General features: G+C 67.9%; 19 protein-coding genes. 14 read left to right on the top strand and 5 right to left on the bottom strand.

Translation table 11 applies throughout. From position 1 onward, the window contains the following. Positions 1-172 precede the first annotated feature (172 nt). The 4 genes from acnD (at position 173) to ABUE11_RS17060 (ending at position 5,511) form a co-directional block, all read left to right on the top strand. Positions 173-2,803: a Fe/S-dependent 2-methylisocitrate dehydratase AcnD gene (gene acnD, locus ABUE11_RS17075; protein WP_367066614.1), complete on the top strand. Its 2,631-nt coding sequence runs from the start codon at positions 173-175 to the stop codon at positions 2,801-2,803. Between the two features lie 164 nt (positions 2,804-2,967). After that, on the top strand, positions 2,968-3,471 hold the full coding sequence (locus ABUE11_RS17070; protein WP_367066613.1) for an endonuclease domain-containing protein: 504 nt from the start codon (positions 2,968-2,970) through the stop codon (positions 3,469-3,471). Beyond that, complete coding sequence (gene prpF, locus ABUE11_RS17065; RefSeq protein WP_367066612.1) at positions 3,468-4,634, top strand: 2-methylaconitate cis-trans isomerase PrpF; 1,167 nt, start codon at positions 3,468-3,470, stop codon at positions 4,632-4,634. The genes ABUE11_RS17070 and prpF overlap by 4 nt, the downstream gene beginning before the upstream one ends. Positions 4,635-4,650: 16 nt before the next feature. Next, entirely contained in the window at positions 4,651-5,511 is an 861-nt protein-coding gene (locus tag ABUE11_RS17060; protein WP_367066611.1) for an isocitrate lyase/PEP mutase family protein, read from the top strand. Here ABUE11_RS17060 and ABUE11_RS17055 read toward each other — a convergent pair. Continuing rightward, on the bottom strand, positions 5,502-6,422 hold the full coding sequence (locus ABUE11_RS17055) for a LysR family transcriptional regulator (protein WP_367066610.1): 921 nt from the start codon (positions 6,420-6,422) through the stop codon (positions 5,502-5,504). The genes ABUE11_RS17060 and ABUE11_RS17055 overlap by 10 nt on opposite strands. 111 nt (positions 6,423-6,533) lie before the next feature. Between ABUE11_RS17055 and metE the strand changes: the two genes are divergently transcribed. The 9 genes from metE to ABUE11_RS17010 all read left to right on the top strand — a co-directional run bounded on the left by metE (position 6,534) and on the right by ABUE11_RS17010 (position 19,555). After that, positions 6,534-8,906, top strand: a complete 2,373-nt coding sequence (gene metE, locus ABUE11_RS17050) for a 5-methyltetrahydropteroyltriglutamate--homocysteine S-methyltransferase (protein WP_367066609.1) — start codon at positions 6,534-6,536, stop codon at positions 8,904-8,906. Between the two features lie 166 nt (positions 8,907-9,072). Next, a complete protein-coding gene (locus ABUE11_RS17045) occupies positions 9,073-10,053 on the top strand; it encodes a tripartite tricarboxylate transporter substrate binding protein (protein WP_367066608.1) in 981 nt (326 codons plus the stop codon). A 262-nt stretch (positions 10,054-10,315) separates the two neighbouring features. After that, positions 10,316-11,752, top strand: a complete 1,437-nt coding sequence (gene pyk, locus ABUE11_RS17040) for a pyruvate kinase (protein WP_367068854.1) — start codon at positions 10,316-10,318, stop codon at positions 11,750-11,752. A gap of 126 nt (positions 11,753-11,878) precedes the next feature. Then, entirely contained in the window at positions 11,879-12,943 is a 1,065-nt protein-coding gene (fba, locus tag ABUE11_RS17035) for a class II fructose-bisphosphate aldolase (RefSeq protein ID WP_367066607.1), read from the top strand. A 265-nt stretch (positions 12,944-13,208) separates the two neighbouring features. Further along, on the top strand, positions 13,209-13,856 hold the full coding sequence (locus ABUE11_RS17030) for a hypothetical protein (protein ID WP_367066606.1): 648 nt from the start codon (positions 13,209-13,211) through the stop codon (positions 13,854-13,856). A gap of 55 nt (positions 13,857-13,911) precedes the next feature. After that, entirely contained in the window at positions 13,912-15,513 is a 1,602-nt protein-coding gene (locus tag ABUE11_RS17025) for a Re/Si-specific NAD(P)(+) transhydrogenase subunit alpha (RefSeq protein WP_367066605.1), read from the top strand. Between the two features lie 24 nt (positions 15,514-15,537). Then, on the top strand, positions 15,538-16,950 hold the full coding sequence (pntB, locus tag ABUE11_RS17020; RefSeq protein ID WP_367066603.1) for a Re/Si-specific NAD(P)(+) transhydrogenase subunit beta: 1,413 nt from the start codon (positions 15,538-15,540) through the stop codon (positions 16,948-16,950). 92 nt (positions 16,951-17,042) lie between these two features. Further along, the gene (locus tag ABUE11_RS17015) at positions 17,043-18,722 is read left to right on the top strand and encodes a long-chain-fatty-acid--CoA ligase (protein WP_367066601.1); all 1,680 of its coding nucleotides are present in this window, start codon (positions 17,043-17,045) and stop codon (positions 18,720-18,722) included. 62 nt (positions 18,723-18,784) lie between these two features. Next, positions 18,785-19,555, top strand: coding sequence for a 5'-methylthioadenosine/adenosylhomocysteine nucleosidase (locus ABUE11_RS17010; RefSeq protein WP_367066599.1), 771 nt, complete (start codon positions 18,785-18,787; stop codon positions 19,553-19,555). A gap of 71 nt (positions 19,556-19,626) precedes the next feature. On the opposite strand, the gene corA is transcribed toward ABUE11_RS17010, so the two are convergent. The 4 genes from corA to tsaB all read right to left on the bottom strand — a co-directional run bounded on the left by corA (position 19,627) and on the right by tsaB (position 22,815). Next, positions 19,627-20,613 carry a magnesium/cobalt transporter CorA gene (corA, locus tag ABUE11_RS17005; RefSeq protein ID WP_367066597.1) on the bottom strand — a complete coding sequence of 329 codons (987 nt, stop codon included), beginning with the start codon at positions 20,611-20,613 and terminating at the stop codon, positions 19,627-19,629. Positions 20,614-20,816: 203 nt separating this feature from the next. After that, complete coding sequence (locus ABUE11_RS17000; protein ID WP_367066596.1) at positions 20,817-21,608, bottom strand: uracil-DNA glycosylase family protein; 792 nt, start codon at positions 21,606-21,608, stop codon at positions 20,817-20,819. Then, on the bottom strand, positions 21,605-22,081 hold the full coding sequence (gene rimI, locus ABUE11_RS16995; RefSeq protein ID WP_367066595.1) for a ribosomal protein S18-alanine N-acetyltransferase: 477 nt from the start codon (positions 22,079-22,081) through the stop codon (positions 21,605-21,607). The genes ABUE11_RS17000 and rimI overlap by 4 nt, the downstream gene beginning before the upstream one ends. Further along, positions 22,078-22,815 (bottom strand): tRNA (adenosine(37)-N6)-threonylcarbamoyltransferase complex dimerization subunit type 1 TsaB, encoded by a 738-nt coding sequence (gene tsaB, locus ABUE11_RS16990; protein ID WP_367066593.1) that lies wholly within the window; start codon positions 22,813-22,815, stop codon positions 22,078-22,080. Before tsaB ends, rimI begins: the two co-directional genes overlap by 4 nt. Positions 22,816-22,874: 59 nt before the next feature. Here tsaB and dacB point away from each other — a divergent pair, with 59 nt between their 5' ends. After that, positions 22,875-24,338 carry a D-alanyl-D-alanine carboxypeptidase/D-alanyl-D-alanine-endopeptidase gene (gene dacB, locus ABUE11_RS16985; protein WP_367066592.1) on the top strand — a complete coding sequence of 488 codons (1,464 nt, stop codon included), beginning with the start codon at positions 22,875-22,877 and terminating at the stop codon, positions 24,336-24,338. The last annotated feature ends 45 nt before the right edge of the window (positions 24,339-24,383 follow it).

Below are 24,383 nucleotides of genomic sequence, written 5' to 3'. Positions count from 1 at the left end.
CTGCTTGCGCTTATCTCATGCGGGTTACAACCGCTTTACACCCTCTCCCCTTGCGGGAGAGGGCCGGGGAGAGGGGTAAAGCACCCGGCGCAGCGCCTGCCAAGCCCCCTCTCCCCCAGCCCCTCTCCCGCAAGGGGAGAGGGGTGAAAACCCGAAAAACCGTGCCATCCCCATGACGAACACCGCCCACCGCAAACCCCTGCCCGGCACCGCCCTGCATTACTACGACGCGCGCGAGGCCGTCGATGCCCTTGAACCCGGCGCCTGGGCGCGCCTGCCCTACACGGCGCGCATCCATGCCGAAAACCTGGTGCGCCGCGCCGACCCGGCGCAACTCAGCGACTACCTGCGCCAGCTCATCGAGCGCAGGCGCGACATCGACTTCCCCTGGTTCCCCGTGCGCGTGGTCTGCCACGACATCCTGGGCCAGACGGCGCTGGTCGATCTGGCGGGGCTGCGCGATGCGATTGCGAAGGAGGGAGGAGACCCGGCGGCCGTGAACCCCGTGGTGCCGGTGCAGCTCATCGTCGATCATTCGCTGGCCGTGGAATGCGGCGGCTATGACCCCGAGGCCTTCGCCAAGAACCGCGCCATCGAAGACCGGCGCAACGAGGACCGCTTTCACTTCATCGAGTGGACGAAGAAGGCGTTTGCGAATGTGGATGTGATCCCGGCGGGCAACGGCATCATGCACCAGATCAATCTGGAGAAGATGTCGCCCGTCGTCTATGTGCAGGACGGCGTGGCCTTCCCCGACACCTGCGTCGGCACCGACAGCCACACGCCGCACGTCGATGCGCTGGGCGTGATAGCAGTGGGCGTGGGCGGGCTGGAGGCCGAGAACGTGATGCTGGGCCGTGCCTCGTGGATGCGCCTGCCCGACATCGTGGGCGTGAAACTGACCGGCAAGCGCCAGCCGGGCATCACGGCCACCGACATTGCCCTGGCGCTGACCGAGTTTCTGCGGAAAGAGAAGGTCGTCGGTGCCTATGTGGAGTTCTTTGGCGAGGGCGCAGACAGCCTGTCGATCGGCGACCGCGCCACCATCTCCAACATGTGCCCCGAATACGGTGCCACTGCCGCGCTGTTCTACATCGACCAGCAAACCACCGATTACCTGCGCCTGACCGACCGCAGCCCGGAGCAGGTGCGCCTGGTGGAAACCTACGCCAAGGCTGCCGGATTCTGGGCCGACGACCTGCAGACCGCCGAATATGAGCGCGTGCTGACGTTTGACCTCTCCAGCGTGGTGCGTAACATGGCCGGCCCCAGCAACCCGCACCGCCGCCTGCCGACCACGGCGCTGGTGGACCGCGGCATCGCCGGCCCCGTCAAGCTCCAGATGGCGCGCGACGAGGAGGCCAACGGCCTGCTGCCCGATGGCGCGGTGATCATCGCCGCCATCACCAGCTGCACCAACACCAGCAACCCGCGCAACGTCATCGCCGCCGGCCTGCTGGCGCGCAATGCGCGTCGCCTGGGCTTGGTGCGCAAGCCGTGGGTCAAGACCTCGCTGGCCCCCGGCTCGAAAGCCGTGGAGCTGTATTTGAAGGAAGCGGGGCTGCTGGCCGATCTGGAGGTGCTGGGCTTTGGCATCGTGGCCTTTGCCTGCACCACGTGCAACGGCATGAGCGGCGCGCTCGACCCCAAAATTCAGCAAGAAATCATCGAGCGCGACCTCTACGCCACGGCCGTGCTCTCGGGCAACCGCAACTTCGACGGGCGCATCCACCCGTATGCCAAGCAGGCGTTTTTGGCCAGCCCGCCGCTGGTGGTGGCCTATGCGATCGCGGGCACGGTGCGCTTCGACATCGAGCAGGACGTGTTCGCGGTCGTCGATGGCAAGGAAATCCGCCTGAAAGACATCTGGCCCAGCGACGAAGAAATCGATGCCATCGTCGCCCGCGCCGTCAAGCCCGAGCAGTTCCGCAAGGTCTATGAGCCGATGTTCGCCATCCGTGTCGATGATGGCGAGCGCGCCGCGCCGCAGTACGACTGGCGCGCGCAGTCCACCTACATCCGCCGCCCGCCGTACTGGGACACGGAAGGCGTGGGTGCGCTCGCGGCCAACCCGCGCAGCTTGAAAAACATGCGCCCGCTGGCCCTGTTGCCCGACAACATCACCACCGACCACCTCTCGCCCTCCAACGCCATCTTGGCCGACAGCGCCGCAGGCGAGTACTTGGCCAAGATGGGCGTGCCCGAGGAGGACTTCAACTCCTACGCCACGCACCGCGGCGACCATTTGACGGCGATGCGCGCCACCTTTGCCAACCCGCAGCTGGTCAACGAGATGGCAGTGGTCGATGGCAAGGTGCAAAAAGGGTCGCTGGCGCGCATCGAGCCCGAGGGCAGGGTGGTGCGCATGTGGGAGGCGATAGAGACCTACCTGAACCGCCGCCAGCCGCTCATCGTCATCGCCGGGGCCGACTACGGCCAGGGCTCGAGCCGCGACTGGGCCGCCAAGGGCGTGCGCCTGGCGGGCGTGGAGGTGGTGGTGACCGAGGGCTTCGAGCGCATCCACCGCACCAACCTGATCGGCATGGGCGTGCTGCCGCTGGAGTTCAAGCCGGGCGCCAACCGCCTCACGCTCAGGCTCGACGGCACCGAGACCTATGACGTGGAAGGCAAGCTTGAGCCACGCGCCGAGCTTACGCTGCTCATCCACCGCAGGGGCGGCCAGGCCGAGCGCGTGCCCGTCACCTGCCGCCTGGATACGGCCGAGGAGGTATCGGTCTATGAAGCGGGTGGCGTGCTGCAGCGCTTTGCGCAGGACTTCTTGGCACAGCGGGAGGCACCGTGAATCCATCCCCTCTCCCCAACCCCTCTCCCGCAAGGGGAGAGGGGCCAAAGCCGAACGCGACTGCAGTGTTGCTTGTCGTTGGCGGGAGAGAGGCCAAAATCCACAGCCACCGCAGCTCCCCTCTCCCCTTGCGGGAGAGGGGCCGGGGGAGAGGGGGCCTGACCATGCACCAACGCGACTTCGCCAAGACCCTGCGCCAGACCATGACGGACGCCGAGCAGCGCCTGTGGAAGTACCTGCGAGCCCACCGCCTGGACGGCCAGAAGTTCCGTCGCCAGCAACCCATAGGCCCTTACATCGTCGATTTCGTGCATTTCGGTGCCCGGCTGATCGTCGAGGCCGACGGTGGCCAGCATGCCGACTCGCCGCACGACATGACGCGCGATGCCTGGCTGCGCGGCCAGGGCTTCACGGTGCTGCGCTTTTGGAACGACGACATTCTGTTGCGCACCGAGGCGGTGCTGGAAAGCATCTGGGCGGTGCTGCAACCCAACCCCTCTCCCCCGACCCCTCTCCCGCAAGGGGAGAGGGGGGGCAACAGCCGCCCTCATCCATCCTCATCTCCCGCAAGGGGAGAGGGGAGCATGAAAACCAACCACGCCCCTGCCTTCCTCCCCTCTCCCCTTGTGGGCGAGGGGCAGGGGGAGAGGGGGACAAGCAAACCATGACCCACCCTCCTCAACACAAAATCCCCGCCACCTATATGCGTGGCGGCACCAGCAAGGGCGTGTTCTTTGACGCCAAGGACCTGCCCCCGCCCGGCCCGCAGCGCGACGCCATTCTGCTGCGCGTGCTCGGCAGCCCCGACCCCTACGGCAAGCAGATCGACGGCATGGGCAATGCCTCATCGTCCACCAGCAAGGCCGTCATCCTGAGCCGCAGCACGCGGCCCGGGCATGACGTGGACTATCTGTTCGGCCAGGTCAGCATCGACCGGCCCTTGGTGGACTGGAGCGGCAACTGCGGCAATCTCTCGGCCGCCGTCGGGCCCTGCGCCATCCACCTGGGGCTGATCGACCCCGCGCGCATCCCCCTGCACGGCAGCGTCACGGTGCGCATCTGGCAGGCCAACATAGCCAAGACCATCGTCGCCCATGTGCCCATCACCGGCGGCCAAGTGCAGGAGACGGGGGACTTCGAGCTCGACGGCGTGACCTTCCCCGCGGCCGAGGTGCCGCTGGAGTTCATCGAGCCCGCCGACGATGAGGGGGCCATGTTCCCCACGGGCCAGGTGGTCGATGCGCTCGAAGTGCCCGGCGTGGGCACATTCAAGGCCACGCTCATCAACGCGGGCATTCCCACCATCTTTCTCAATGCCCAGGACCTGGGCTACACCGGCCGCGAGCTGCAGGGCGACATCAACGAGGACCCAGCCGCGCTCGCGCGCCTGGAGACCATACGTGCGCATGGCGCCGTGAAGATGGGCCTGATCCGCGACGTGGCTGAGGCCGCCCAGCGCCAGCACACGCCAAAACTGGCCTTCGTCGCGCCACCGGCGGACTATGTGTCGTCCAGCGGCAAGACCGTGCGGGCCGCAGACGTGGACCTGCTGGTGCGCGCCCTGTCCATGGGCAAGCTGCACCACGCCATGATGGGCACGGCGGCAGTGGCCATAGGCACGGCCGCGGCCATTTCCGGCACGCTGGTCAACCTGGCGGCGGGCGGCGGCCAGCGCAACGCGGTGCGCTTTGGCCACCCTTCGGGCACCCTGCGCGTGGGCGCCGAGGCACAACAGATCAACGGCCAGTGGCAGGTCACCAAGGCCCTCATGAGCCGCAGCGCGCGCATTCTCATGGAAGGCTGGGTGCGCGTGCCTCAAGACATCGTTTGACCATCAAGGAGACACCATGTCCACCCGCAAGCAACTCAAGCAACTCGTCGAGGCCCGCCGCGGCATGCTCGTGCCCGGCGCGTTCAACGCCCTCTCTGCCAAGGTCGTCGAGGACCTGGGCTTCGAGGCCATCTACGTGACCGGCGCTGGCGTGACCAACATGTGGTTCGGCATGCCCGACCAGGGCTTCATGGGCCTGCACGAAATCGCCGAGCACACGGCGCGCATCCGCGACGCGGTGCAGCTGCCGCTCATCGTCGATGCCGACACGGGCTTTGGCAACGCGCTCAACGTCGTGCACACCGTGCGCACGCTCGAGCGCGCCGGGGCCGACTGCATTCAGCTCGAGGACCAGGTGGCCCCCAAGCGCTGCGGCCATTTCAGCGGCAAGGAAGTGATTTCCACCGAGGAAGCGGTCAGCAAGATCAAGGCCGCCGTCGATGCCAGGCGCGACAGCGATTTCCTCATCATGGCGCGCACCGACGCCGCCGCGACGCACGGCTTCGAGGCCGCCGTGGAGCGCGCACAGAAGTTCGCCGAGGCGGGTGCCGACATCCTGTTTGTCGAGGCCGTCACTAAGCCTGAGGAGGTGCGCCAGCTGCCCCAGCGCCTGGCCAAGCCTCAGATCATGAACATGGTCATAGGCGGCAAGACCCCCATCTTCAACGCCGAGCAGCTCGGCGAGCTGGGCTACGGCATCGTGCTCTACGCCAATGCCGCGCTGCAGGGCGCGGTCATGGGCATGCAAAAGGCGCTCACCCAGCTGCGCGACGCCAGGGAGGTGCAGGAGTCGAGCGGCCTGGTGACGCCGTTTGCCGAGCGCCAGCGGCTGGTGGGCAAGAGCGAGTGGGATGCGCTGGAGCAGCGCTACACCTGATCTGCTTTAGATTTTGTAGCTGCTTGCGCTTGTGTGGTGTGCGCAAGAGCAATAAATGCCTGTAGGAAGTCGGTCTGCAGATCGGCCTCGCGCACGCCCAGGTGGATTTGCTTGGGGATGCCGCGCGGCCCCAGGCGCACGGGCACCACATCCATCCGTGTGGCGTATTCCTGCACCAGCCAGCGCGGCAGGGCCGCCACGCCGCGGCCGCTGGCCACCATCTGCAGCATGATGTCTGTGGTCTCTATGGTCTTGTGCTGGCGCGGCGCGACGCCTGCGGGCAGCAGAAACTGGGTGTAGATGTCGAGCCGCTCCGTCGCCACGGGGTAGGTGATCAAGACTTCCTGCGCCAGCTCGCGCGGCCGGGCGTAGGCACTGCCCGCCAGTGCGTGGCCGTGCGCAACCACCAGCACCTGCTCGTAGTCAAACACCGGTTCAAAGTGCAGGCCCGGCTTGAATACCGGGTCGGGCGTGACCAGCACGTCGATCTCGTAGTCCAGCAGCGCGCCAATGCCGCCGAACTGGAATTTCTGCTTCACGTCCACCTCCACGTCGGGCCACGCCGCGAGGTAGGGCGATACCACCTTGAGCAGCCACTGGTAGCACGGGTGGCATTCCATGCCGATGCGCAGGCTGCCGCGCTCGCCCTGGGCGAACTGGCGCAGGCGCTCCTCGGCCTGCTGCAGCTGGGGCAGCACGCGTTGGGCCAGTTCCAGCAGGCAGCGACCGGCCTGGGTCAGGCGCAGGCTGCGGCCCTCGCGCTGCCAGATGTCGGCGCCGAGCTGCTGCTCGAGCTTCTTCATGCTGTGGCTCAGGGCCGACTGGGTGACGCAGAGCCGATCGGCCGCGGCCGTGAGCGAGCCTTGCCGCTCGACCTCGAGCACCACGGCGAGGTGGATACGCTCCAGCATGATGTATGAGTGAAACTAATCGATTGGTGAGATAAAACCATTTTACGTCATGGACAACGCTGCCTAGGATGCGCCCCATTCAACTTCATCCAACGGACCTGGGAGCAACACATGACCACCATCCACAACCTCGGCTTTCCGCGCATCGGCGCCCGGCGTGAACTGAAGTTCGCGCTGGAGTCCTACTGGCGGGGCGAGTCCTCGCGCGAAGAGCTGCAGACCCTGGGCGCGCAGCTGCGCCAGCGCCATTGGCAGGCGCAGGCCGGCCTGGATCTTGTGCCCGTGGGCGACTTCTCGTTCTACGATCAGGTGCTGGACATGAGCTTTCTGCTCGGCAACCTGCCCGAGCGCGTGCGGGGCTTTCACGGCGACGCGCTCGACAACTACTTCCGCGTCGCCCGTGGCCGCTCTGCGGCCACTTCCGACGCCTGGCGACTGGCTAAGGGCAGCTATGGCCACGGTGCCTGCTGCGGGGGCGTGGCCGCGGGCGAGATGACCAAGTGGTTCGACACCAACTACCACTACATCGTCCCGGAGTTCTGCGCCGGCACCGAATTCAAGCTCGACGCCGCGCGCCTGCTGGCGCAGATCGCAGAGGCGAAGGCTCAGGGCGTGCGCTTCAAACCCGTGATCGTCGGCCCGGTCACCTATCTCGCCATTGGCAAGGCCAAGGACGACTCGAACAAGCTGGCGCTGCTCGAGCGCCTGCTGCCGGTCTACGCCGAACTGCTCGACACCCTGGCCGCGCAGGGCGTGGAGTGGGTACAGATCGACGAACCCATCCTGGTGACCGAGCTCGACGCCGACTGGCAGCATGCCTTCAACACCGCCTACCACCAGCTCAAGGCGGCCAAGGTCAAGATCCTGCTGGCCACCTACTTCGGCCAGCTGCAGGAAAACGCCTACCTGGCGGCCAATCTGCCCGTGGACGGCCTGCATGTGGATGCCATCAGCGACCCCGGCGGCGTGCTGCCGCTGCTGGGCCTGCTGCCGGCGCACAAGGTGCTGTCGCTGGGCGTGATCAACGGCCGCAACATCTGGAAGACCGACCTGTCGGCCACGCTCGACTGGCTCGACCCCATTGCGCAGCGCCTGGGCGAGCGGCTGTGGATCGCGCCCTCGTGCTCGCTGCTGCACGTGCCGGTGGACCTGGACAGCGAGCAGAAGCTCGACCCCGAGGTCAAGTCCTGGCTCGCCTTCGCGCAGCAGAAGCTCGGCGAACTGCGCGTGCTGGGCAAGGCGCTGCGCAACGGGCGCGACGCGGTGAAGGCGGAACTGGCCGCCAACGCCGCCGCACTGGCCGCGCGCCGCGCCTCGCCGCGCGTGCACAACCCGGCGGTGCAGGTGGCCGTGGCGCGCATCGGCGCCGACCTGGGCCGGCGCGAGAGCGCCTACGCCCAGCGCGCGGCCAAGCAGGCGGCGCAGCTGTCGTTGCCGGCCTACCCCACGACCACCATAGGCTCCTTCCCGCAGACCGCGGAGATCCGCCATGCGCGCGGCGAGTTCAAGGCCGGCCGCCTCGACCGGCCCGCCTACCAGGCCGCGATGCGTGCCGAGATCGCACGCAGCGTGCGCGAGCAGGAAAAACTGGGCCTGGACGTGCTGGTGCATGGCGAGGCCGAGCGCAACGACATGGTCGAGTACTTCGGCGAACAGCTCGAAGGCTATGCGTTCAGCCAGTTCGGCTGGGTGCAGTCCTACGGCTCGCGCTGCGTCAAGCCGCCGATTCTGTTCGGCGACATCAGCCGCCAGAACAATGGAACAAAGGCCATGACCGTGGAATGGACCACCTACGCCCAGTCGCTCACGCACAAGCCCATGAAGGGCATGCTCACGGGGCCGGTGACGATGCTCAACTGGTCCTTCGTGCGCGACGACCAGCCGCGCTCGGCGTCGTGCCAACAGCTGGCGCTGGCCATTCGCGACGAGGTGCTGGACCTGGAGAAGGCCGGCATCAAGATCATTCAGATCGACGAGGCCGCGCTGCGCGAGGGCCTGCCGCTGCGACGCGCGCAATGGCAGCAATATCTGGACTGGGCCGTGGAGGCCTTCCGCATCAGCGCCAACGGCGTGCGCGACGAGACGCAGATCCACACCCACATGTGCTATTCGGAGTTCAACGACATCATCGCGTCGATCGCCGCCATGGATGCCGACGTAGTCACCATCGAGACCAGCCGCTCGGACATGGAGCTGCTCGACGCCTTCGAGCATTTCCAGTACCCCAACCAGATTGGCCCGGGCGTGTACGACATCCACTCGCCCAACATCCCGACGCAGGAGCACATCGTCCAGCTCATGAAAAAGGCGGCCGAGCGCATTCCCGCCGAGCGCCTCTGGATCAACCCCGACTGCGGCCTCAAGACGCGCCAATGGGACGAGGTGATTCCCGCGCTGGCGCACATGGTGCAGGCCGCGCGGGCGCTGCGCGCGGAGCTGGCCGCTCACTCCGAACCCCGATCCGTGGCCGAAGCGACGTGTTAGCCGCCGACCGGATGTCGGTCGAGGTTTTTATATGAAAAATGCCTCCATGGCTTATGGATGAAGCGCAAGCAGCTATCAATTTGAGAGATGCGCGGCGCAGGGCAAAGGCGCACAATGGGCGCCGCTGCGGCCTGCTGCGGGCCGGTCTTACCCAGGAGATGGCGCCATGCCCCACGCACCCTTGTCCCTGCCCCGCCGTGCCCTGCTGCTCGCGGCGCTGCTCCCCAGCCCGGCCGTACACGCGCAGGAGGCCTGGCCCACCCGAACCGTCAGGCTCATCGTGCCCTATGCGGCCGGCGGCTTTGCCGACACGCGTGCGCGCAAGATTGCCGATGCGCTGGGCAAGGTGCTGGGCCAGCCGGTCATCGTGGACAACCGTGGCGGCGCCGGCGGCGTGACCGGCACCGACGTGATCGCCAAGGCCACGGACGGCCATACCTTCGGCTTTGGCTCGCCCGCGCCGCTGGTCACCAACCCCATGCTGATGAAGAAGATGCCCTACGACGCCGAGAAGGCGTTCAAGCCCATCATCCTCATCGAGGAGGCGCCGCTGTTTCTCACCATCGCACCCAATCAGAGCTTCAAGAGCGTCAAGGAACTCGTGGACTTCGCACGCGCCAATCCGGGCAAGCTCAGCTACGGCTCCTCGGGCGTGGGCGGCGCGCATCACCTCTCGGCCGAGCTGCTGGCCTACGACACCAGGACCGAGATGACCCACGTGCCCTACAAGGGTGGGGCGCTGGCGGCCACCGACCTCATGGGCGGGCACCTGGCCTTCATGTTCGAGATGGGCTACGCGGCGCTGCCCTCGATCCAGGCCGGCAAGATCCGCGCGCTGGCCGTCTCGAGCAAGAAGCGCCTGAAGGTGCTGCCCGACGTGCCCACGCTGGACGAGGCCGGCATCAAGGGCTTCGAGTCGTACAACTGGCTGGGCATGATCGCGCCCGCGAGCACGCCCGACGCCGTGATCGCAAGGCTCAACCAGGCCGTCAACGAGGCGCTCAAGCAGAGCGACATCCGCCAGATGATCGAGGGCAGCGGCGGCATCGTCGCCGGTGGCACGCCCGAGGCCTACGGCAAGTTCATCGCCCAGGAACGGGCCAAGTGGGGCCCGATCATCAAGAACGCCAAAATCACGCTCGAGTGAGCGCCAGGCGCGGCGCTCCGCCCGCGCGCCATGCGGCGCACGCTGGCGGGCCGACCATGAAACCCGGGTACGGCGGAATATCAGTCATTCCGGGGCGCCCAGGCCGGGACCGTTCTCTCCCTCGTGGAATGGCCCCCGCCGGCGCGTTGCGCGCCCGCAGCAGTCCGGGTCGGCGTGACCACGACAGCGTTTGATGTAACGCTTTCTGTGCAAAAATGGAAACCCGATTACATCGAACGGACTTCAGGAACCCGCCATGAACATGCGAAGCAGCCGCGCCACCAAGATCGTCGCCACCCTGGGCCCCGCGTCCAGCGACCCGCTGCTGCTCGAGCGCATGATCGCCGCCGGCGTGAACGTGGTGCGGCTGAACTTCAGCCACGGCACGGCGCGTGACCATGTGGAGCGTGCCGCCATGGTGCGCGAGGCCTCCCAGCGCGCGGGCCGCGAGGTGGCCATCATGGCTGACCTGCAGGGCCCGAAGATCCGCGTGGGCAAGTTTGCCGAGGGGCGGGTGATGCTGGAGGCGGGCCAGTCCTTCGTGCTCGATGCCTCGCGTACCGAGCCCGGCGACCTGCAGGGCGTGGGCCTCGACTACAAGGAGCTGCCGCGCGACGTGAAGCCGGGCGACACGCTGCTGCTCAACGACGGCCTCATCGTGCTCAAGGTGGACGCGGTGCGCGGCGAGTCCGTGCACACCACGGTGACGATTGGCGGCGAGCTGTCCAACAACAAGGGCATCAACAAGCAGGGCGGCGGCCTCACGGCGCCGGCTCTCACGGCCAAGGACATGGAGGACATCAAGACCGCGATGAGCTTCCAGGCCGACTACGTGGCCGTGAGCTTCCCCAAGAACGCCACCGACATGGAGATGGCGCGCCAGCTGTGCAACGTGGCGGCGGCCGAGTTCCGCCACAGGCCCGGCCTGATCGCCAAGATAGAGCGCGCCGAGGCCATTCCGCGCCTGGAGGAAATCCTGCGCGTCTCCGACGGCATCATGGTCGCGCGCGGCGACCTGGCCGTGGAGGTGGGCAACGCCGTCGTGCCCGCGCTGCAGAAGAAGATGATCCGCATGGCGCGCGACATGGACAAGGTCGTGATCACCGCCACGCAGATGATGGAGAGCATGATCACCAACCCCGTGCCCACGCGTGCCGAGGTCAGCGACGTGGCCAACGCCGTGCTCGACGGCACCGACGCCGTGATGCTCAGCGCCGAGACCGCCGCCGGCAAATACCCGCTGGAGACGGTGGAGGAGATGGCCAAGATCTGCGCCGTGGCCGAGGCTGCCGAGGACCCAGACCGCGATGCCGACTTCGAGGGCCAGACCGTGGGCCGCGTCGACCAGTCGGTGGCCATGGGGGCGCTGTTCACGGCGCACCACCTGGGCGCCAAGGCCATCGTCGCCATGACCGACAGCGGCTCCACGGCACTGTGGATGAGCCGCCACCGCATCCACATCCCGATCTACGCGCTCACGCCCAAGATCGCCACGCAGCGGCGCATGGCCATGTTCCGCAACGTGCGCCCGCTGCTCATGGACACCAGCGCCGACCGCGACACGGCCCTGGCCCAGGCCGAGAGCCATCTGAAGATGCGCAACATCGTGCAGCAGGGCGACCTGTACGTGATCACCTGCGGCGAGCCCATGGGCCAGCCCGGCGGTACCAACATGCTCAAGATCTGCCGGGCACCGTGAGCCCGTGAGGCCGACGCGCAGGACGCGCCCGTGGGGCGCCGCGGGGCCTGGGGGTGGGGTGGTTAGAATCGGCGGTTACCAAGCGGTTACCGCCGCGTTTTCTCAACCCTCGAACGGATTCACCCCATGCCTCTCGTCTCGATGCGCGAACTGCTCGACCATGCCGCCGACAACGGCTATGGAATCCCCGCCTTCAACGTCAACAACCTGGAGCAGGTGCAGGCCGTGATGGCCGCCGCCGATGAGGTGGGCGCCCCCGTCATCCTGCAGGCCAGCGCCGGCGCGCGCAAATACGCCGGCGAGAGCTTCATCAAATACCTGATCGCCGCCGCCGCCGAGGCCTATCCGCACATTCCGCTGGTCATGCACCAGGACCACGGCACCAGCCCCGCCGTGTGCCAGGGCGCGCTGAACCTGGGCTTCGGCTCGGTGATGATGGACGGCAGCCTCAGGGAGGACGGCAAGACCCCGGCCGACTTCGACTACAACGTGCGCGTGACCCAGGAAGTGGTGGCCATGGCGCACAAGGTCGGCGCCACCGTCGAGGGCGAGCTCGGCTGTCTGGGGAGCCTGGAGACCGGCGAGGCCGGCGAGGAGGACGGCATCGGCGCGGTCGGCAAGCTCGACCACAGCCAGATGCTCACCGACCCCGAGGAGGCTGCGCGCTTCGTCCAGGCCACGCAGCTCGACGCCCTGGCCATCGCCATCGGCACCAGCCATGGCGCCTACAAGTTCACGCGCCCGCCCACGGGCGACGTGCTGGCCATCTCGCGCGTCAAGGAAATCCATGCGCGCATTCCCAACACCCACCTGGTGATGCATGGCTCATCGAGCGTGCCGCAGGACCTGCTGGACATCATCAACCAGTTCGGCGGCAAGATGAAGCAGACCTATGGCGTGCCGGTCAAGGAGATCCAGGAGGCCATCAAGCATGGCGTGCGCAAGATCAACATCGACACCGACATTCGCATGGCCATGACGGGCGCGGTGCGCAAGTTCCAGTATGAGAACCCGGACAAGTTCGACATGCGCGAATGGATGAAGCCCGCGCGCGAGGCCGCGAAGGCCGTGTGCAAGCAGCGCTACCTCGAGTTCGGCTGCGAAGGCCAGGGCGCCAAGATCAAGGGCCACACGCTCGAGCAGATGGCCGCGCGCTACGTCGCGGGCGAGTTGCGTCAGCTCGTGAACTGATGCCCCTGGGGCGCGTCCCCGGTGACCGACACAGACCCGGCAGCCGCCGGGTCTTTTTTTGCACCTGCGTTGTGCGCCTGCACCAAACTGGCGCCTGTCTGGCAGGGCGCGGGGGTTCTTCATGTAAGCTCATGGTCAGCTGCGCCCACTGCATCGGCGCGCGCAAATGGAATCTTCCAAGCCCGACTCCCCCATGAATCTGAAGAAACTGGCCATCCGCTGCTTGTTGTCCTGTGCTGCGGCAGCGCTGGCTGCCTGTGCCCCCATGACAGCGCAACAATGGGAGTACCCCGTAGGTCGTGCGCGCCTGGTGTTGCCGCAGGGCGCATGGGAGAGCCTGGACACTGCCAATGAAGCGGTCACGCTCCTGCCCGAACCGAACGGGCAGATCAGCCTGCAGACCAGACTGGTGGCGCTGCGCGGGGCCCAGGGCCAGCTGCTGGCCGTGCTGCGCGTGCAGACCAACCGGACCAACGAGCGTGAGCCCGCCGTGCATTGGACGGGCAGCTGCCCGCCCCAGCAGGGTGTGTTTGTTGACGATGTCACCGCGGGCAGCCGCGTGCGCCAGGACTGTCTGCGTCTGAAGCGCTGGGTGCACGGTACGCAATGGCTGAACCAGAACCATCCCGCCTTTGCGCGGGCATTGCAGACCCATGGGTTGACGCTGGGTCAACCGCATTCGCACATCCACCATCACTACACCACGGCCAGTGGCGCAATGGTGACGGTGGATGCCTTGATCGACCAGCGCCTGCTGACACCACCCGTGCGCACAAACGAAGATTTTCTGGTCGCCGGCCGTCCAGCCCTGCAATGGGGGCATGACCTGGCCCGGGCCGTGCGCGTGAGCACCGGCATGATGGATGGCTATCTGGCCATTCCGCCCTTTCCCTTCGCCGCGCCGGGTTCCTGACGCGGCATGCGCTGCCGGCGCTGCATAACGATTACCAAACTCGAGGAGACCTCTCATGCAGACCAACCCCAGCCCGCAACCGCAGCGCATAGGCGTGCCGCGGGAAATCTTTCCGCTCGAAAAGCGCGTTGCCACCGTGCCCGACGTGGTGGAAAAGCTCATCAAGCTCGGCTTCACGGTGGCCGTGGAGTCGGGCGCCGGCGAGGCCGCGAACTTCGGCGATGACGCCTACCGTGCCGCCGGGGCCGAGATCGTCGATGGCGCAGCAGCCCTGTGGGCGTCCTCGGACATCGTGCTCAAGGTGCGTCCGCCCAGCAGTGACGAAGTGGCGCTGATGCGCGAAGGCGGCACGCTGATCGACTTCATCTGGCCCGCGCAGAACCCCGCGCTCATGGAGCAGCTCGCGGCCAGAAAGGCCACCGTGCTGGCCATGGACTGCCTGCCGCGCACGCTCTCGCGTGCGCAGAAGATGGATGCGCTTACCTCCACGGCGGGCGTCTCTGGCTACCGCGCGGTGATCGAGGCGGCCAACGCGTTCGGCCGCTACTTCAATGGGCAGATCACGGCGGCGGGCAAGGTGCCGCCGGCCAAGGTGTTCATCGCAGGGGCGGGCGTCGCGGGCCTGGCGGCCATCGGCACGGCGGCCAACCTGGGCGCCATCGTGCGCGCCAATGACACGCGCGCCGAGGTGGCCGACCAGGTCAAGTCGCTCGGCGGCGAGTTCGTCAAGGTGGACTACGAGGAAGAGGGCTCGGGCGGCGGCGGCTACGCCAAGGTGATGAGCGAAGGCTTTCAGGCCGCGCAGCGCGAGATGTACGCCACCGAGGCGAAGAACGCCGACATCATCATCACCACGGCGCTGATTCCGGGCAAGCCGGCTCCGAAGCTGATCACCGCCGAGATGGTGCAGAGCATGAAGCCCGGCAGCGTCATCGTCGACATGGCGGCCGAGCAGGGCGGCAACTGCGAGCTCACCGTGCCCGGTGAGGCCGTGGTGCGCCACGGCGTGACCATCATCGGCTACACCGATCTCGCCTCGCGCCTGGCCAAGCAGTCCTCCACGCTGTACGCGACCAACCTGCTGCGCCTGATGGAGGAGCTGTGCAAGGCCAAGGACGGCCAGGCCTTGGTGAACATGGAGGACGACGCCATCCGTGGCCTCACGGTGATCAAGGACGGCGCCGTCACCTGGCCCGCACCGCCATTGAAACAGCCCCCCGCGCCCGCGCCCAAGGCCGCGGCCGCGCCCGTGGCCGAGAAGAAATCCGCCCATGGCGCGCCCGCACCCATGTCGGCCACCGCGCTGACGGTGGTGTTTGCCATCGGCGCCGTGCTGTTCTGGCTCATCGGCGCCTATGCGCCGGCCGCCTTCCTCGGGCATTTCACGGTGTTCGTGCTCGCCTGCTTCATCGGCTACATGGTGGTGTGGAACGTCACCCCGGCGCTGCACACGCCGCTCATGAGCGTGACCAACGCCATCTCCAGCATCATCGCCATCGGCGCGCTGGTGCAGATCGCGCCGCCGGGGGCGGGCGCGGACGGTCGGCCCGACGGCCTGATCCAATGGCTGGCGTTTGCCGCCCTGGTGCTCACGGCCGTGAACATGTTCGGTGGCTTCGCGGTCACGCGCCGCATGCTGGCCATGTTCCGCAAATAAGAACAACGACAAGGAGATAACAACATGTCGCAAAGCCTTGCAACGGTGGCCTATCTGGGGGCCGCCATACTTTTCATCATGAGCCTGGGGGGCTTGTCCAACCCGGAAACCTCGCGCCGGGGCAACTGGCTGGGCATCATCGGCATGACGCTGGCGGTGCTGGCCACCGTCTTCGGCCCCCGCGTCACCGCCGCCGGCTACGCCTGGATCGTGGGCGCACTGGTGGTCGGCGGCGGCATTGGCCTGTACGCCGCCCGCATCGTGAAGATGACGCAGATGCCCGAACTCGTGGCCCTCATGCACAGCCTGGTGGGTCTGGCGGCCTGCCTCGTGGGCTTTGCCAGCTATGTCGACACCTCGGTGCAGTTCACCGGGGCGGAAAAGACCATCCACGAGGTGGAGATCTACGTCGGCATTCTGATCGGCGCGGTCACCTTCTCGGGCTCGCTGATCGCTTTCGGCAAGCTGGCCGGGCGCATCGGCGGCAAGCCGCTGCTGCTGCCCGCGCGTCACTGGCTCAACCTGGCCGCGCTGCTGGTCGTGATCTGGTTCGGCCGTGAATTCCTGGCCGCCCATGACGTGCAGGCCGGCATGCTGCCGCTCATCGTGATGACGGTGATCGCGCTGTTGTTCGGCATCCACATGGTCATGGCCATCGGCGGTGCCGACATGCCGGTGGTGGTCTCCATGCTCAACAGCTACTCGGGCTGGGCGGCCGCGGCCACGGGTTTCATGCTCAGCAACGACCTGCTCATCGTCACCGGTGCGCTCGTGGGCTCCTCGGGTGCCATCCTGTCCTACATCATGTGCAACGCCATGAACCGCAACTTCATCAGCGTGATCGCTGGCGGTTTCGGCTCGGGCGGCGGCGCGCCGGCCAAGAAGGGTGACGCCGCCGAGCCGCAGGGCGAGGTCGTGCCGATCGGCAGTCAGGAGACGGCCGAGATGCTGCGCGAGGCCAAGCGCGTGATCATCGTGCCCGGCTATGGCATGGCCGTGGCCCAGGCGCAGCACACGGTGTACGAGATCACCCAGACGCTGCGCGAGAAGGGCGTGGAGGTGCACTTCGCCATCCACCCCGTGGCCGGCCGCATGCCCGGCCACATGAACGTGCTGCTGGCCGAGGCCAAGGTGCCCTACGACATCGTGATGGAGATGGACGAGATCAACGAGGAGTTTCCCGAGGCCGACGTGGCGATGGTCATTGGCGCCAACGACATCGTCAACCCGAGCGCCATGGAGGACCCGAACAGCCCCATCGCCGGCATGCCGGTGCTCGAGGTCTGGAAGGCGCGCCACTCCATCGTCATGAAGCGCTCCATGGCCTCGGGCTACGCGGGCGTGGACAACCCGCTGTTCTACAAGGAGAACAACCGCATGCTGTTTGGCGACGCGAAGAAGATGCTTGACGAGGTGCTGACCGCGCTCAAACTCTGACGCGGCATAATCCTCGCCAAAAAAGCACGACCGTGCTAGATTCTCTGGCACGGTTTTTTTGTATCCAACAGAACAGACGAGGAGACGGGATGATGAGTGATCGACCATGGTTGGCCGCCTATCCGCAGGGGGTTCCTGCCGACATTGACCCGACGCAGTACCGGTCGCTGGTGCAGCTCATGGAACAGGCGTTTCGCGACTACGCGGACCGCACGGCCTACAGCTTCATGGGCAAGAACATCAGCTACGCCGAGACCGATGCGCTGAGCCGGCAGCTGGCGGCCTATCTGCAGGGTCTGGGCCTGGCCCGTGGCGATCGCGTGGCGCTGATGATGCCCAACATCCCGCAGTACCCGATTGCCGTCGCCGCCGTGCTGCGCGCGGGCTTCGTGGTCGTCAACGTCAATCCGCTGTACACGCCGCGCGAGCTCGAGCATCAGCTCAAGGATTCGGGCGCCAAGGCCATCGTCATCGTCGAGAACTTCGCCGCCACGCTGCAGGCCTGCATCGCCAACACCGGCGTCAGGCATGTGGTGCTGTGCGCCATGGGCGACCGGATGGGCTTTCTCAAGGGCATGCTCGTCAACTACGTGGTGCGCAATGTCAAGAAGCTGGTGCCTCCCTACCAGCTGCCGGGCGCGGTGCGCTTCAACGACGCGCTGGCCAAGGGTGCGGGTGCGCGGCTCATGCAGCCCGAGCTCGGGCCGGATGACATCGCCCTGCTGCAGTACACGGGCGGCACCACGGGCGTCTCCAAGGGCGCCGTGCTGCTGCACCGCAACGTGATCGCCAACGTGCTGCAGTCCGAGGCCTGGAACTCGCCCGTCATGTCCAAGATACCGGCCGGCGAGCAGCCCACGGCCGTGTGCGCGCTGCCGCTCTATCACATCTTCGCCTTCACCGTGAACATGATGCTGTTCATGCGTACGGGCGGCAAGAACATCCTCATCCCCAACCCGCGCGACCTGCCCGCGGTGCTCAAGGAGCTGTCCAAGCACCGCTTCCACAGCTTTCCGGCCGTCAACACCCTGTTCAACGGCCTGGCCAACCACCCCGACTTCGGCAAGGTGGACTGGAGCCACCTCAAGGTGTCGGTGGGCGGCGGCATGGCCGTGCAGGCGGCCGTGGCGCAGCTGTGGCTCAAGAAGACCGGCTGCCCGATCTGCGAGGGCTATGGCCTGTCCGAGACCAGCCCCTCGGCCAGCTGCAACCCGGTCACGGCCACGGAGTTCTCGGGAACCATAGGCGTGCCGATCCCGAGCACGTACATGCGCATCCTCGACGACGAGGGGCAGGACATCTCCGCGAGCGGCAGGCCCGGCGAGATTGCCATCAAGGGCCCGCAGGTCATGGCCGGCTACTGGCAGCGCCCCGACGAAACCGCCAAGGTCATGACCGAGGACGGCTACTTCAAGACCGGCGACGTCGGCATCATGGATGAGCGCGGCTACTTCAAGATCGTCGACCGCAAGAAGGACATGGTGCTGGTCAGCGGCTTCAACGTCTATCCCAACGAGGTCGAGGACGTGGTGGCGCTGATCCCCGGCGTGCTCGAATGCGCCGTCGTCGGCGTGCCCGACGAGAAGACGGGCGAGGCCGTCAAGCTCGTCATCGTCAAGAAAGACCCGGCGCTCACCGAGGAGCAGGTGCGCGACTACTGCCGCACCAACCTCACGGGCTACAAGCAGCCCAAGATCGTCGAGTTCCGCACCGAGCTGCCCAAGACCCCCGTGGGCAAGATCCTGCGGCGCGAGCTGCGCGACAAAAAATAGCGCTGCCGCCGAAAGCCATGCGCGGGCCGGGATAATCCCGGCTTTTTCACGTCTGCCCTGCCATGACCACCGCCATCCTCAGCGCCCTGCCCGAAGAGCAGGGCAGCCTCATGCACGCGCTGCACGGCGCCCAGGCCCTGGAGCATGCGGGCCGCCGCTTCTGGCGCGGCGAGCTCTACGGCCAGCCCGTGGTGCTGGCGCTGTCGGGCATAGGCAAGGTGGCGGCGGCCACCACGGCCACGCTGCTGGCCGAGCGATTCGGCGCGCGGCGCATGGTGTTCACCGGCGTGGCCGGTGGCCTGGGCGATGGCGTGCAGGTGGGCGACGTGGTCGTGGCGCGGGACTTTCTGCAGCACGACATGGACGCATCGCCCATCTTCGCGCGCTGGGAACTGCCCGGCTACGGGCGCGCGCGCATGCCCTGCGATGCGGACCTGTCTACTACGCTATTTGAAGCTGCCAACGCTTATCTGGCGGGCGCTGCAGGTCAATCTGATGCCATGAATCCGACCGGGAACGCCGGCCGCGCGGCGCGCGCCCACCAGGGGTTGATCATCAGCGGTGACCGCTTTGTCTCCACCTCGGCCGAGTCGGGCGCGCTGCGCCAGGCCCTGGGCATGGCCGGCCACGAGGCCCTGGCCGTGGAGATGGAGGGCGCAGCCGTGGCCCAGGTGTGCCACGACTACGGCCTGCCGTTTGCCGCCGTGCGCACCATCTCGGACCGCGCGGACGACGCCGCCCATGTGGACTTTCCGCACTTCGTCACCCATGTGGCGAGCCGCTATGCCGACGGCATCGTCCATGGACTGCTGCAGGGGCTTTCGAAAACATAGCTGTTCGCGCTTGCCCAGCAAGCGTTAGAGCCGAATTTGACTCCCAAAAACCAGGCGCGACTCAGGCGCGCCTACTTCAGCCACCCGCGCTTGCGGAAGTACAGCATGGGCACGACGGCGCTGGCCACCATCAGGCCGATGGCGTAGGCGTAGCCATGCTGCCACTCCAGCTCGGGCATGACGCGGAAGTTCATGCCGTAGACGCTGGCGATCAGCGTGGGCGGCAGCAGCGCCACGCTGGCCACCGAGAAGATCTTGATGATCTTGTTCTGGTTGATGTTCAGAAAGCCGACCGTGGCATCCATCAGGAAGTTGATCTTGTCGAACAGGAACTGCGTGTGGCTGTCCAGCGACTCGATGTCGCGCAGGATCTGGCGCGCGTCCTCGAACTGCTCTGCGTCGAGCATCTTGCTGCGCATCATGAAGCTCACGGCGCGGCGCGTGTCCAGCATGTTGCGGCGTATGCGGCCGTTCAGATCCTCCTGACGGGCGATGTCGGCCAGCACATGCTGGGCGTAGTCGTCCGTCATGTGGCCTTCGAGCACCTGGGAGCTGACCTTCTTGAGGTCGTCGTAAATGCCCTCGAGCGTGTCGGCGGAATATTCCACGTCGGCGTCGAACAGCGCCAGCAGCACCTCCTTGGCATCCTCGATCAGGCCCGGCGCACGGCGTGCGCGCAGGCGCAGCAGGCGAAAGACCGGGATGTCCTCGTCGTGGATGGAGAACAGCACGCCGCGGCTCTTGAGCTCGGCGTTGTGCTGGTTCAGGATGAAGGCCACGCGCACCGAGCGCGGATCCTCGTCGTCATCGATCAGAAAGTCGCTGCGGATATGCAGCTCGCCGTTGTCTTCCTCGTAGAAGCGCGCCGACTCCTCGATGTCGTCGTCCATCGCATCCTCGGGGATGGACAGGCCGTAATGCTGCTTGATCCAGCGCTTTTCCTGCAGCGTGGGCGATTCCAGGTCGACCCAGATGGGCTGAAAGCGCGTCAGCTCCTCCAGGGAGTCGATCTCCTCCTGCACGAGGCGGCCGTTGACGAGCGAAAAGATGTTGAGCATGGCTCAAGTTCCCGGTGTTTGTTGTGCTGTCGATGGGGGCTGAGGCGCTTTCAGCCCCTCGGCAGGCCGGGAGGCTGAAAGCTACCAACTGGGGTAGGTTTCCATGGTTCCATGTCCTGGATATGTAAGCCGGCGATTATCGCACCCGCAGCCAACCCGCGCCGGCCGGCGCAGGCCCGCTGTTGCGTGGTTTTCGGCGGATTTCAGCGGTGTTCGGCCTCGCGCACCAGGGCCAGCGCGCGGCACAGATCGGCCCAGGCCGCTGCCTTGGCCTCGGGCGCGCGCAGCAGGTAGGCCGGGTCGTAGCTGACCACGGCGGGCGTGCCGTCGGCCAGGTGGTGCGCGCCCGCGCGCAGGCGCCCCAGCGGCTCACGGTTGCCGAGCACCGCGCGCGCCGCGGCCAGGCCCAGCACCAGCACCATGGATGGGCGCAGCTGGGCCAGCGCCTGCTGCAGGCCCACGCCCGGCTCCTGGCCGGTGCCGGCCGGGGCGCCCGCGCCCACGCGCTCGAGCCGCGCGACAAAGGTGCGCGGATGCCGGTGCAGGCCCATGGCGCGCAGCATGTTGTCCAGCAGCTGCTCCACATCGGCCGCCAGCGCGGGGTGGGCCGTGGGGCTCTCCAGCACCACCAGCCAGGCCGCGCCCAGGGCGGCCGGTGTGGCCGCGGCATCGGCCTGCGGGTACAGGGCCTGGGGCGGCTGCAGCAGCAGGCCGGCGGCGCCGGCGGGGGCGGCTGGCGCCGCGCCAGAGCCCACCGGGTGGGGCGCAGCGGCAGGGGCCCGCGCTGGCGTGGTTGGCGGGCGTGCCGGTGGTCGGGCGGGCGGCTGCGCGGCCGGAGTATGAGCCGAAGTACGGGCCGGATCACCGGCCGGGGCCGGGCTGGCGGCGGTGGCGGGTGCGGGCGCAGGCATGGGTGCGGCCGGCTGCGGCGCCCAGACCGTGACGCCCATCTCCTGCAGCATGGCGCGTTGGCGCGCGTCCAGATCGAGGCTCATAGCGGCAGACTCATGACCACGGCGTCCTCGCGCCGGCCGTCCGTGCCCGGGTAATACTGCTTGCGCAGGCCCACGCTGCGGTAGCCATGGCGCTCATAGATCTGGCGCGCGCGCGTGTTGCTCACGCGCACCTCCAGCCACAGCGACAGAGCGCCCTGTCCCCGCGCCCACAGGGCCAGTGCATCGAGCATCACATGGGCCCAGCCCTGGCGCTGGAAGGCCGGTGCCACGGTGATGTTGAGCAAATGCGCCTCCTGCACGCCGGGCATGGCGACGAAGTAGCCCAGCAGCTGCTCGCCGGCCATGAGCAGCTGGACCTGGTAGCCCGCGGCCAGTGCGTCGATGAAGTTGCCGCGCGTCCAGGGGTGGCTGTAGGCGATCTCCTCAATGGCCATGAGCGCGTCCAGGCCATCAGGTGTGAGAGGCTCGAAGCGCACCTCGGTGGCGTCGGGGGACTGGGGCATGGCGCTCATGTGCGCGCTGCCGTCGCGGCGTTGCGCGCGGCCTCCCGTTCGGCGGTGGTCTGGGCCACCTTGTCGCGTATGTAGCGCGGCAGCGCGGCGTCCGCGGCCACGGCCTGGCCCGCGGCCAGCAGCCCCGGGGCCAGGCGCAGCAGGGCCTGGGCCGTGGGCAGGCAGTGCACATCGGGTGCATCGGGCGCGTCGGGCGCCAGGCGCGCGCCGTAGGCCGCGCGGGCGTTGCCGGCCAGGGTCCAGCCCGCGGGCACGCGCACGGCCTCGGGGGCGCAGAGGTCAAAGTCCTGCGGCCCGCGCCAGCCGCTCTGGCCGGGCGCGCTGGCGTCGGCCAGCCATTCGAATGCGGCGCTGTAGACCTCGTCCATGCGCGCGTCGAGCGTGGCCACGACGCGCGTGCAGCCCCGCTCGGCGCGCGCCTGCTCGGCCACGGCCAGCAGCGTGTCCACGGGCAGCACGGGCACACCCTGGCCGCCGCGCGCGCCAAAGGCCAGCCCCTGCGCCACGGAGCAGGCCGTGCGCAGCCCCGTGAACGAGCCCGGCCCGCGGCCGAACACCACGGCGTCGAGCTCGGAAAAACCGAGGCCGGCCTGGGCCAGCAGGGCCCTGATGGCGGGGATCAGCGTGGTCGACGCCTGGGCACCGCCCGGGCCCTGGTGCGCGTGGCAATGCGCGCCATGCTGCACGGCAATGGTCAGGATGTCGGTACTGGTGTCAAAGGCGAGGAGCTTCATGAAGCGCCCGATTATCGGCCCGGCTGCCATGGCGCGCCGCATGGGTAGACTCGTGCGCCATGCTGCCTGGGTCTCTCGCCTCCTTCTGCCGCCGCCTGCTCGGCGTCGCCATTGCCACCATCGGCCTGTGCGCCTGCGCCGCGGGGCCAGCGGCCCTTCCGGGCGCCGTCGGCACGCTGCCCGCGGCCGTCGACGCGGCGCTGCAGCGCGCGGCGCTGCCGCGTGACGCGCTGTCGGTCATGGTGGTGCCGGTGCAGGAGGGTGCGGCCGCGCGGCTCGTGCACCAGGGCGACAGGGCGCAGAACCCGGCCTCGGTGATGAAGCTTGTGACCACCTTTGCGGCGCTGGACCTGCTCGGGCCGGCCTTTGCCTGGGAGACGCCGGTTTATCTCGACGCGCCGCCGCGGGACGGCCTGCTGCGCGGCAATGTCTACATCCAGGGCCAGGGCGATCCGGCGCTGGTCGTCGAGCGCCTGTGGCTGCTCATGCAGCGCCTGCGCGCCCAGGGCGTGGCGCAGATCGACGGCGACATCGTGCTCGACCGCAGCGCCTTTGTGCTGCCTGCGCATGACCCGGCGCAGTTCGATGGCGAGCCCTGGCGCCCCTACAACGTGTCGCCCGATGCGCTGCTGCTCAACTACAAGGCCCTGGTCATGGACTTTCAGCCCGATGCCGCGGCGGGCGTGGCGCGCGTGCGCTACACGCCGCCGCTGGCGGGTATGGATCTGCCCACGAGCGTGCCCCTGGCGCGTGCGGCCCAGGGCTGCGGCGACTGGCGCGCGGCCCTGCGCGCCGAGCTGGCCGATGCCGCGCGCATCGTCTTTGCGGGCGCCTATCCGCCGGCCTGTGGCGCGCGCGAATGGGCCGTGGCGCCCGCCGATCCATCGGGCTACGCGGCGCGTGCCGTGGCCGGCATGTGGCGCGAGGTGGGTGGCCGGCTCACGGGCCGCGTGCGCGACGGCCAGGTGCCCGCGGGCCTGAAGCCGGCGTTCAGCTTGCGCTCGCCCAGCCTGGCCGAGGTGGTGCGCGACATCAACAAGCACAGCAACAACGTCATGACGCAGCAGCTGCTGCTCACGCTGGGGCTGCACAAGGGCGGCCAGGGCAGCTTCGATGCCGCGCGCGAGGTGCTCTCGCGCTGGTGGCAGCAGCGCATGGCCGGCGCCGATGCCCCGGTGGTGGACAACGGCGCCGGCCTGAGCCGCGAGGCGCGCGTGACGGCGCGCGCGCTCGCACGCCTGCTGCAGCAGGCCTGGGCCGCGCCGGTGATGCCGGAGTTCATGGCCTCGCTGCCGCTGGCCGGGGTCGATGGCACGCTGCGCCGCAGGAACGGGCCGAGCCAGGGTGCGGCACACCTCAAGACCGGCAGCCTGCGCGACGTGACGGCGCTGGCCGGCTATGTGCTGGGCGCGAGCGGCCGGCGCTATGCGCTGGTGGCCATGGTCAACCACGAGAACGCCGGCGCCGCGCGGCCCGCGCTGGACGCGCTGGTCGACTGGACGGCGCGCGACCTCGATCATTGAAGCGCTTCGCCTTGTATTGGTAGTTACCCGCGTCGCTGCGGACGC

The organism is Oryzisolibacter sp. LB2S (assembly GCF_040732315.1).
In the GTDB taxonomy this organism is placed as follows: domain Bacteria; phylum Pseudomonadota; class Gammaproteobacteria; order Burkholderiales; family Burkholderiaceae_C; genus Alicycliphilus; species Alicycliphilus soli.
The sequence above is the reverse complement of the archived record's forward strand: the minus strand, read 5'-3'. Positions and strand labels throughout refer to the sequence as shown.

Bases quoted from the DNA above. Each gene is read 5' to 3' on its own strand.
- acnD (WP_367066614.1), top strand. From the start codon at position 173: ATGACGAACACCGCCCACCGCAAACCCCTGCCCGGCACCGCCCTGCAT.
- ABUE11_RS17070 (WP_367066613.1), top strand. From the start codon at position 2,968: ATGCACCAACGCGACTTCGCCAAGACCCTGCGCCAGACCATGACGGAC.
- prpF (WP_367066612.1), top strand. From the start codon at position 3,468: ATGACCCACCCTCCTCAACACAAAATCCCCGCCACCTATATGCGTGGC.
- ABUE11_RS17060 (WP_367066611.1), top strand. From the start codon at position 4,651: ATGTCCACCCGCAAGCAACTCAAGCAACTCGTCGAGGCCCGCCGCGGC.
- ABUE11_RS17055 (WP_367066610.1), bottom strand. From the start codon at position 6,422: ATGCTGGAGCGTATCCACCTCGCCGTGGTGCTCGAGGTCGAGCGGCAA.
- metE (WP_367066609.1), top strand. From the start codon at position 6,534: ATGACCACCATCCACAACCTCGGCTTTCCGCGCATCGGCGCCCGGCGT.
- ABUE11_RS17045 (WP_367066608.1), top strand. From the start codon at position 9,073: ATGCCCCACGCACCCTTGTCCCTGCCCCGCCGTGCCCTGCTGCTCGCG.
- pyk (WP_367068854.1), top strand. From the start codon at position 10,316: ATGCGAAGCAGCCGCGCCACCAAGATCGTCGCCACCCTGGGCCCCGCG.
- fba (WP_367066607.1), top strand. From the start codon at position 11,879: ATGCCTCTCGTCTCGATGCGCGAACTGCTCGACCATGCCGCCGACAAC.
- ABUE11_RS17030 (WP_367066606.1), top strand. From the start codon at position 13,209: ATGACAGCGCAACAATGGGAGTACCCCGTAGGTCGTGCGCGCCTGGTG.
- ABUE11_RS17025 (WP_367066605.1), top strand. From the start codon at position 13,912: ATGCAGACCAACCCCAGCCCGCAACCGCAGCGCATAGGCGTGCCGCGG.
- pntB (WP_367066603.1), top strand. From the start codon at position 15,538: ATGTCGCAAAGCCTTGCAACGGTGGCCTATCTGGGGGCCGCCATACTT.
- ABUE11_RS17015 (WP_367066601.1), top strand. From the start codon at position 17,043: ATGAGTGATCGACCATGGTTGGCCGCCTATCCGCAGGGGGTTCCTGCC.
- ABUE11_RS17010 (WP_367066599.1), top strand. From the start codon at position 18,785: ATGACCACCGCCATCCTCAGCGCCCTGCCCGAAGAGCAGGGCAGCCTC.
- corA (WP_367066597.1), bottom strand. From the start codon at position 20,613: ATGCTCAACATCTTTTCGCTCGTCAACGGCCGCCTCGTGCAGGAGGAG.
- ABUE11_RS17000 (WP_367066596.1), bottom strand. From the start codon at position 21,608: ATGAGCCTCGATCTGGACGCGCGCCAACGCGCCATGCTGCAGGAGATG.
- rimI (WP_367066595.1), bottom strand. From the start codon at position 22,081: ATGAGCGCCATGCCCCAGTCCCCCGACGCCACCGAGGTGCGCTTCGAG.
- tsaB (WP_367066593.1), bottom strand. From the start codon at position 22,815: ATGAAGCTCCTCGCCTTTGACACCAGTACCGACATCCTGACCATTGCC.
- dacB (WP_367066592.1), top strand. From the start codon at position 22,875: ATGCTGCCTGGGTCTCTCGCCTCCTTCTGCCGCCGCCTGCTCGGCGTC.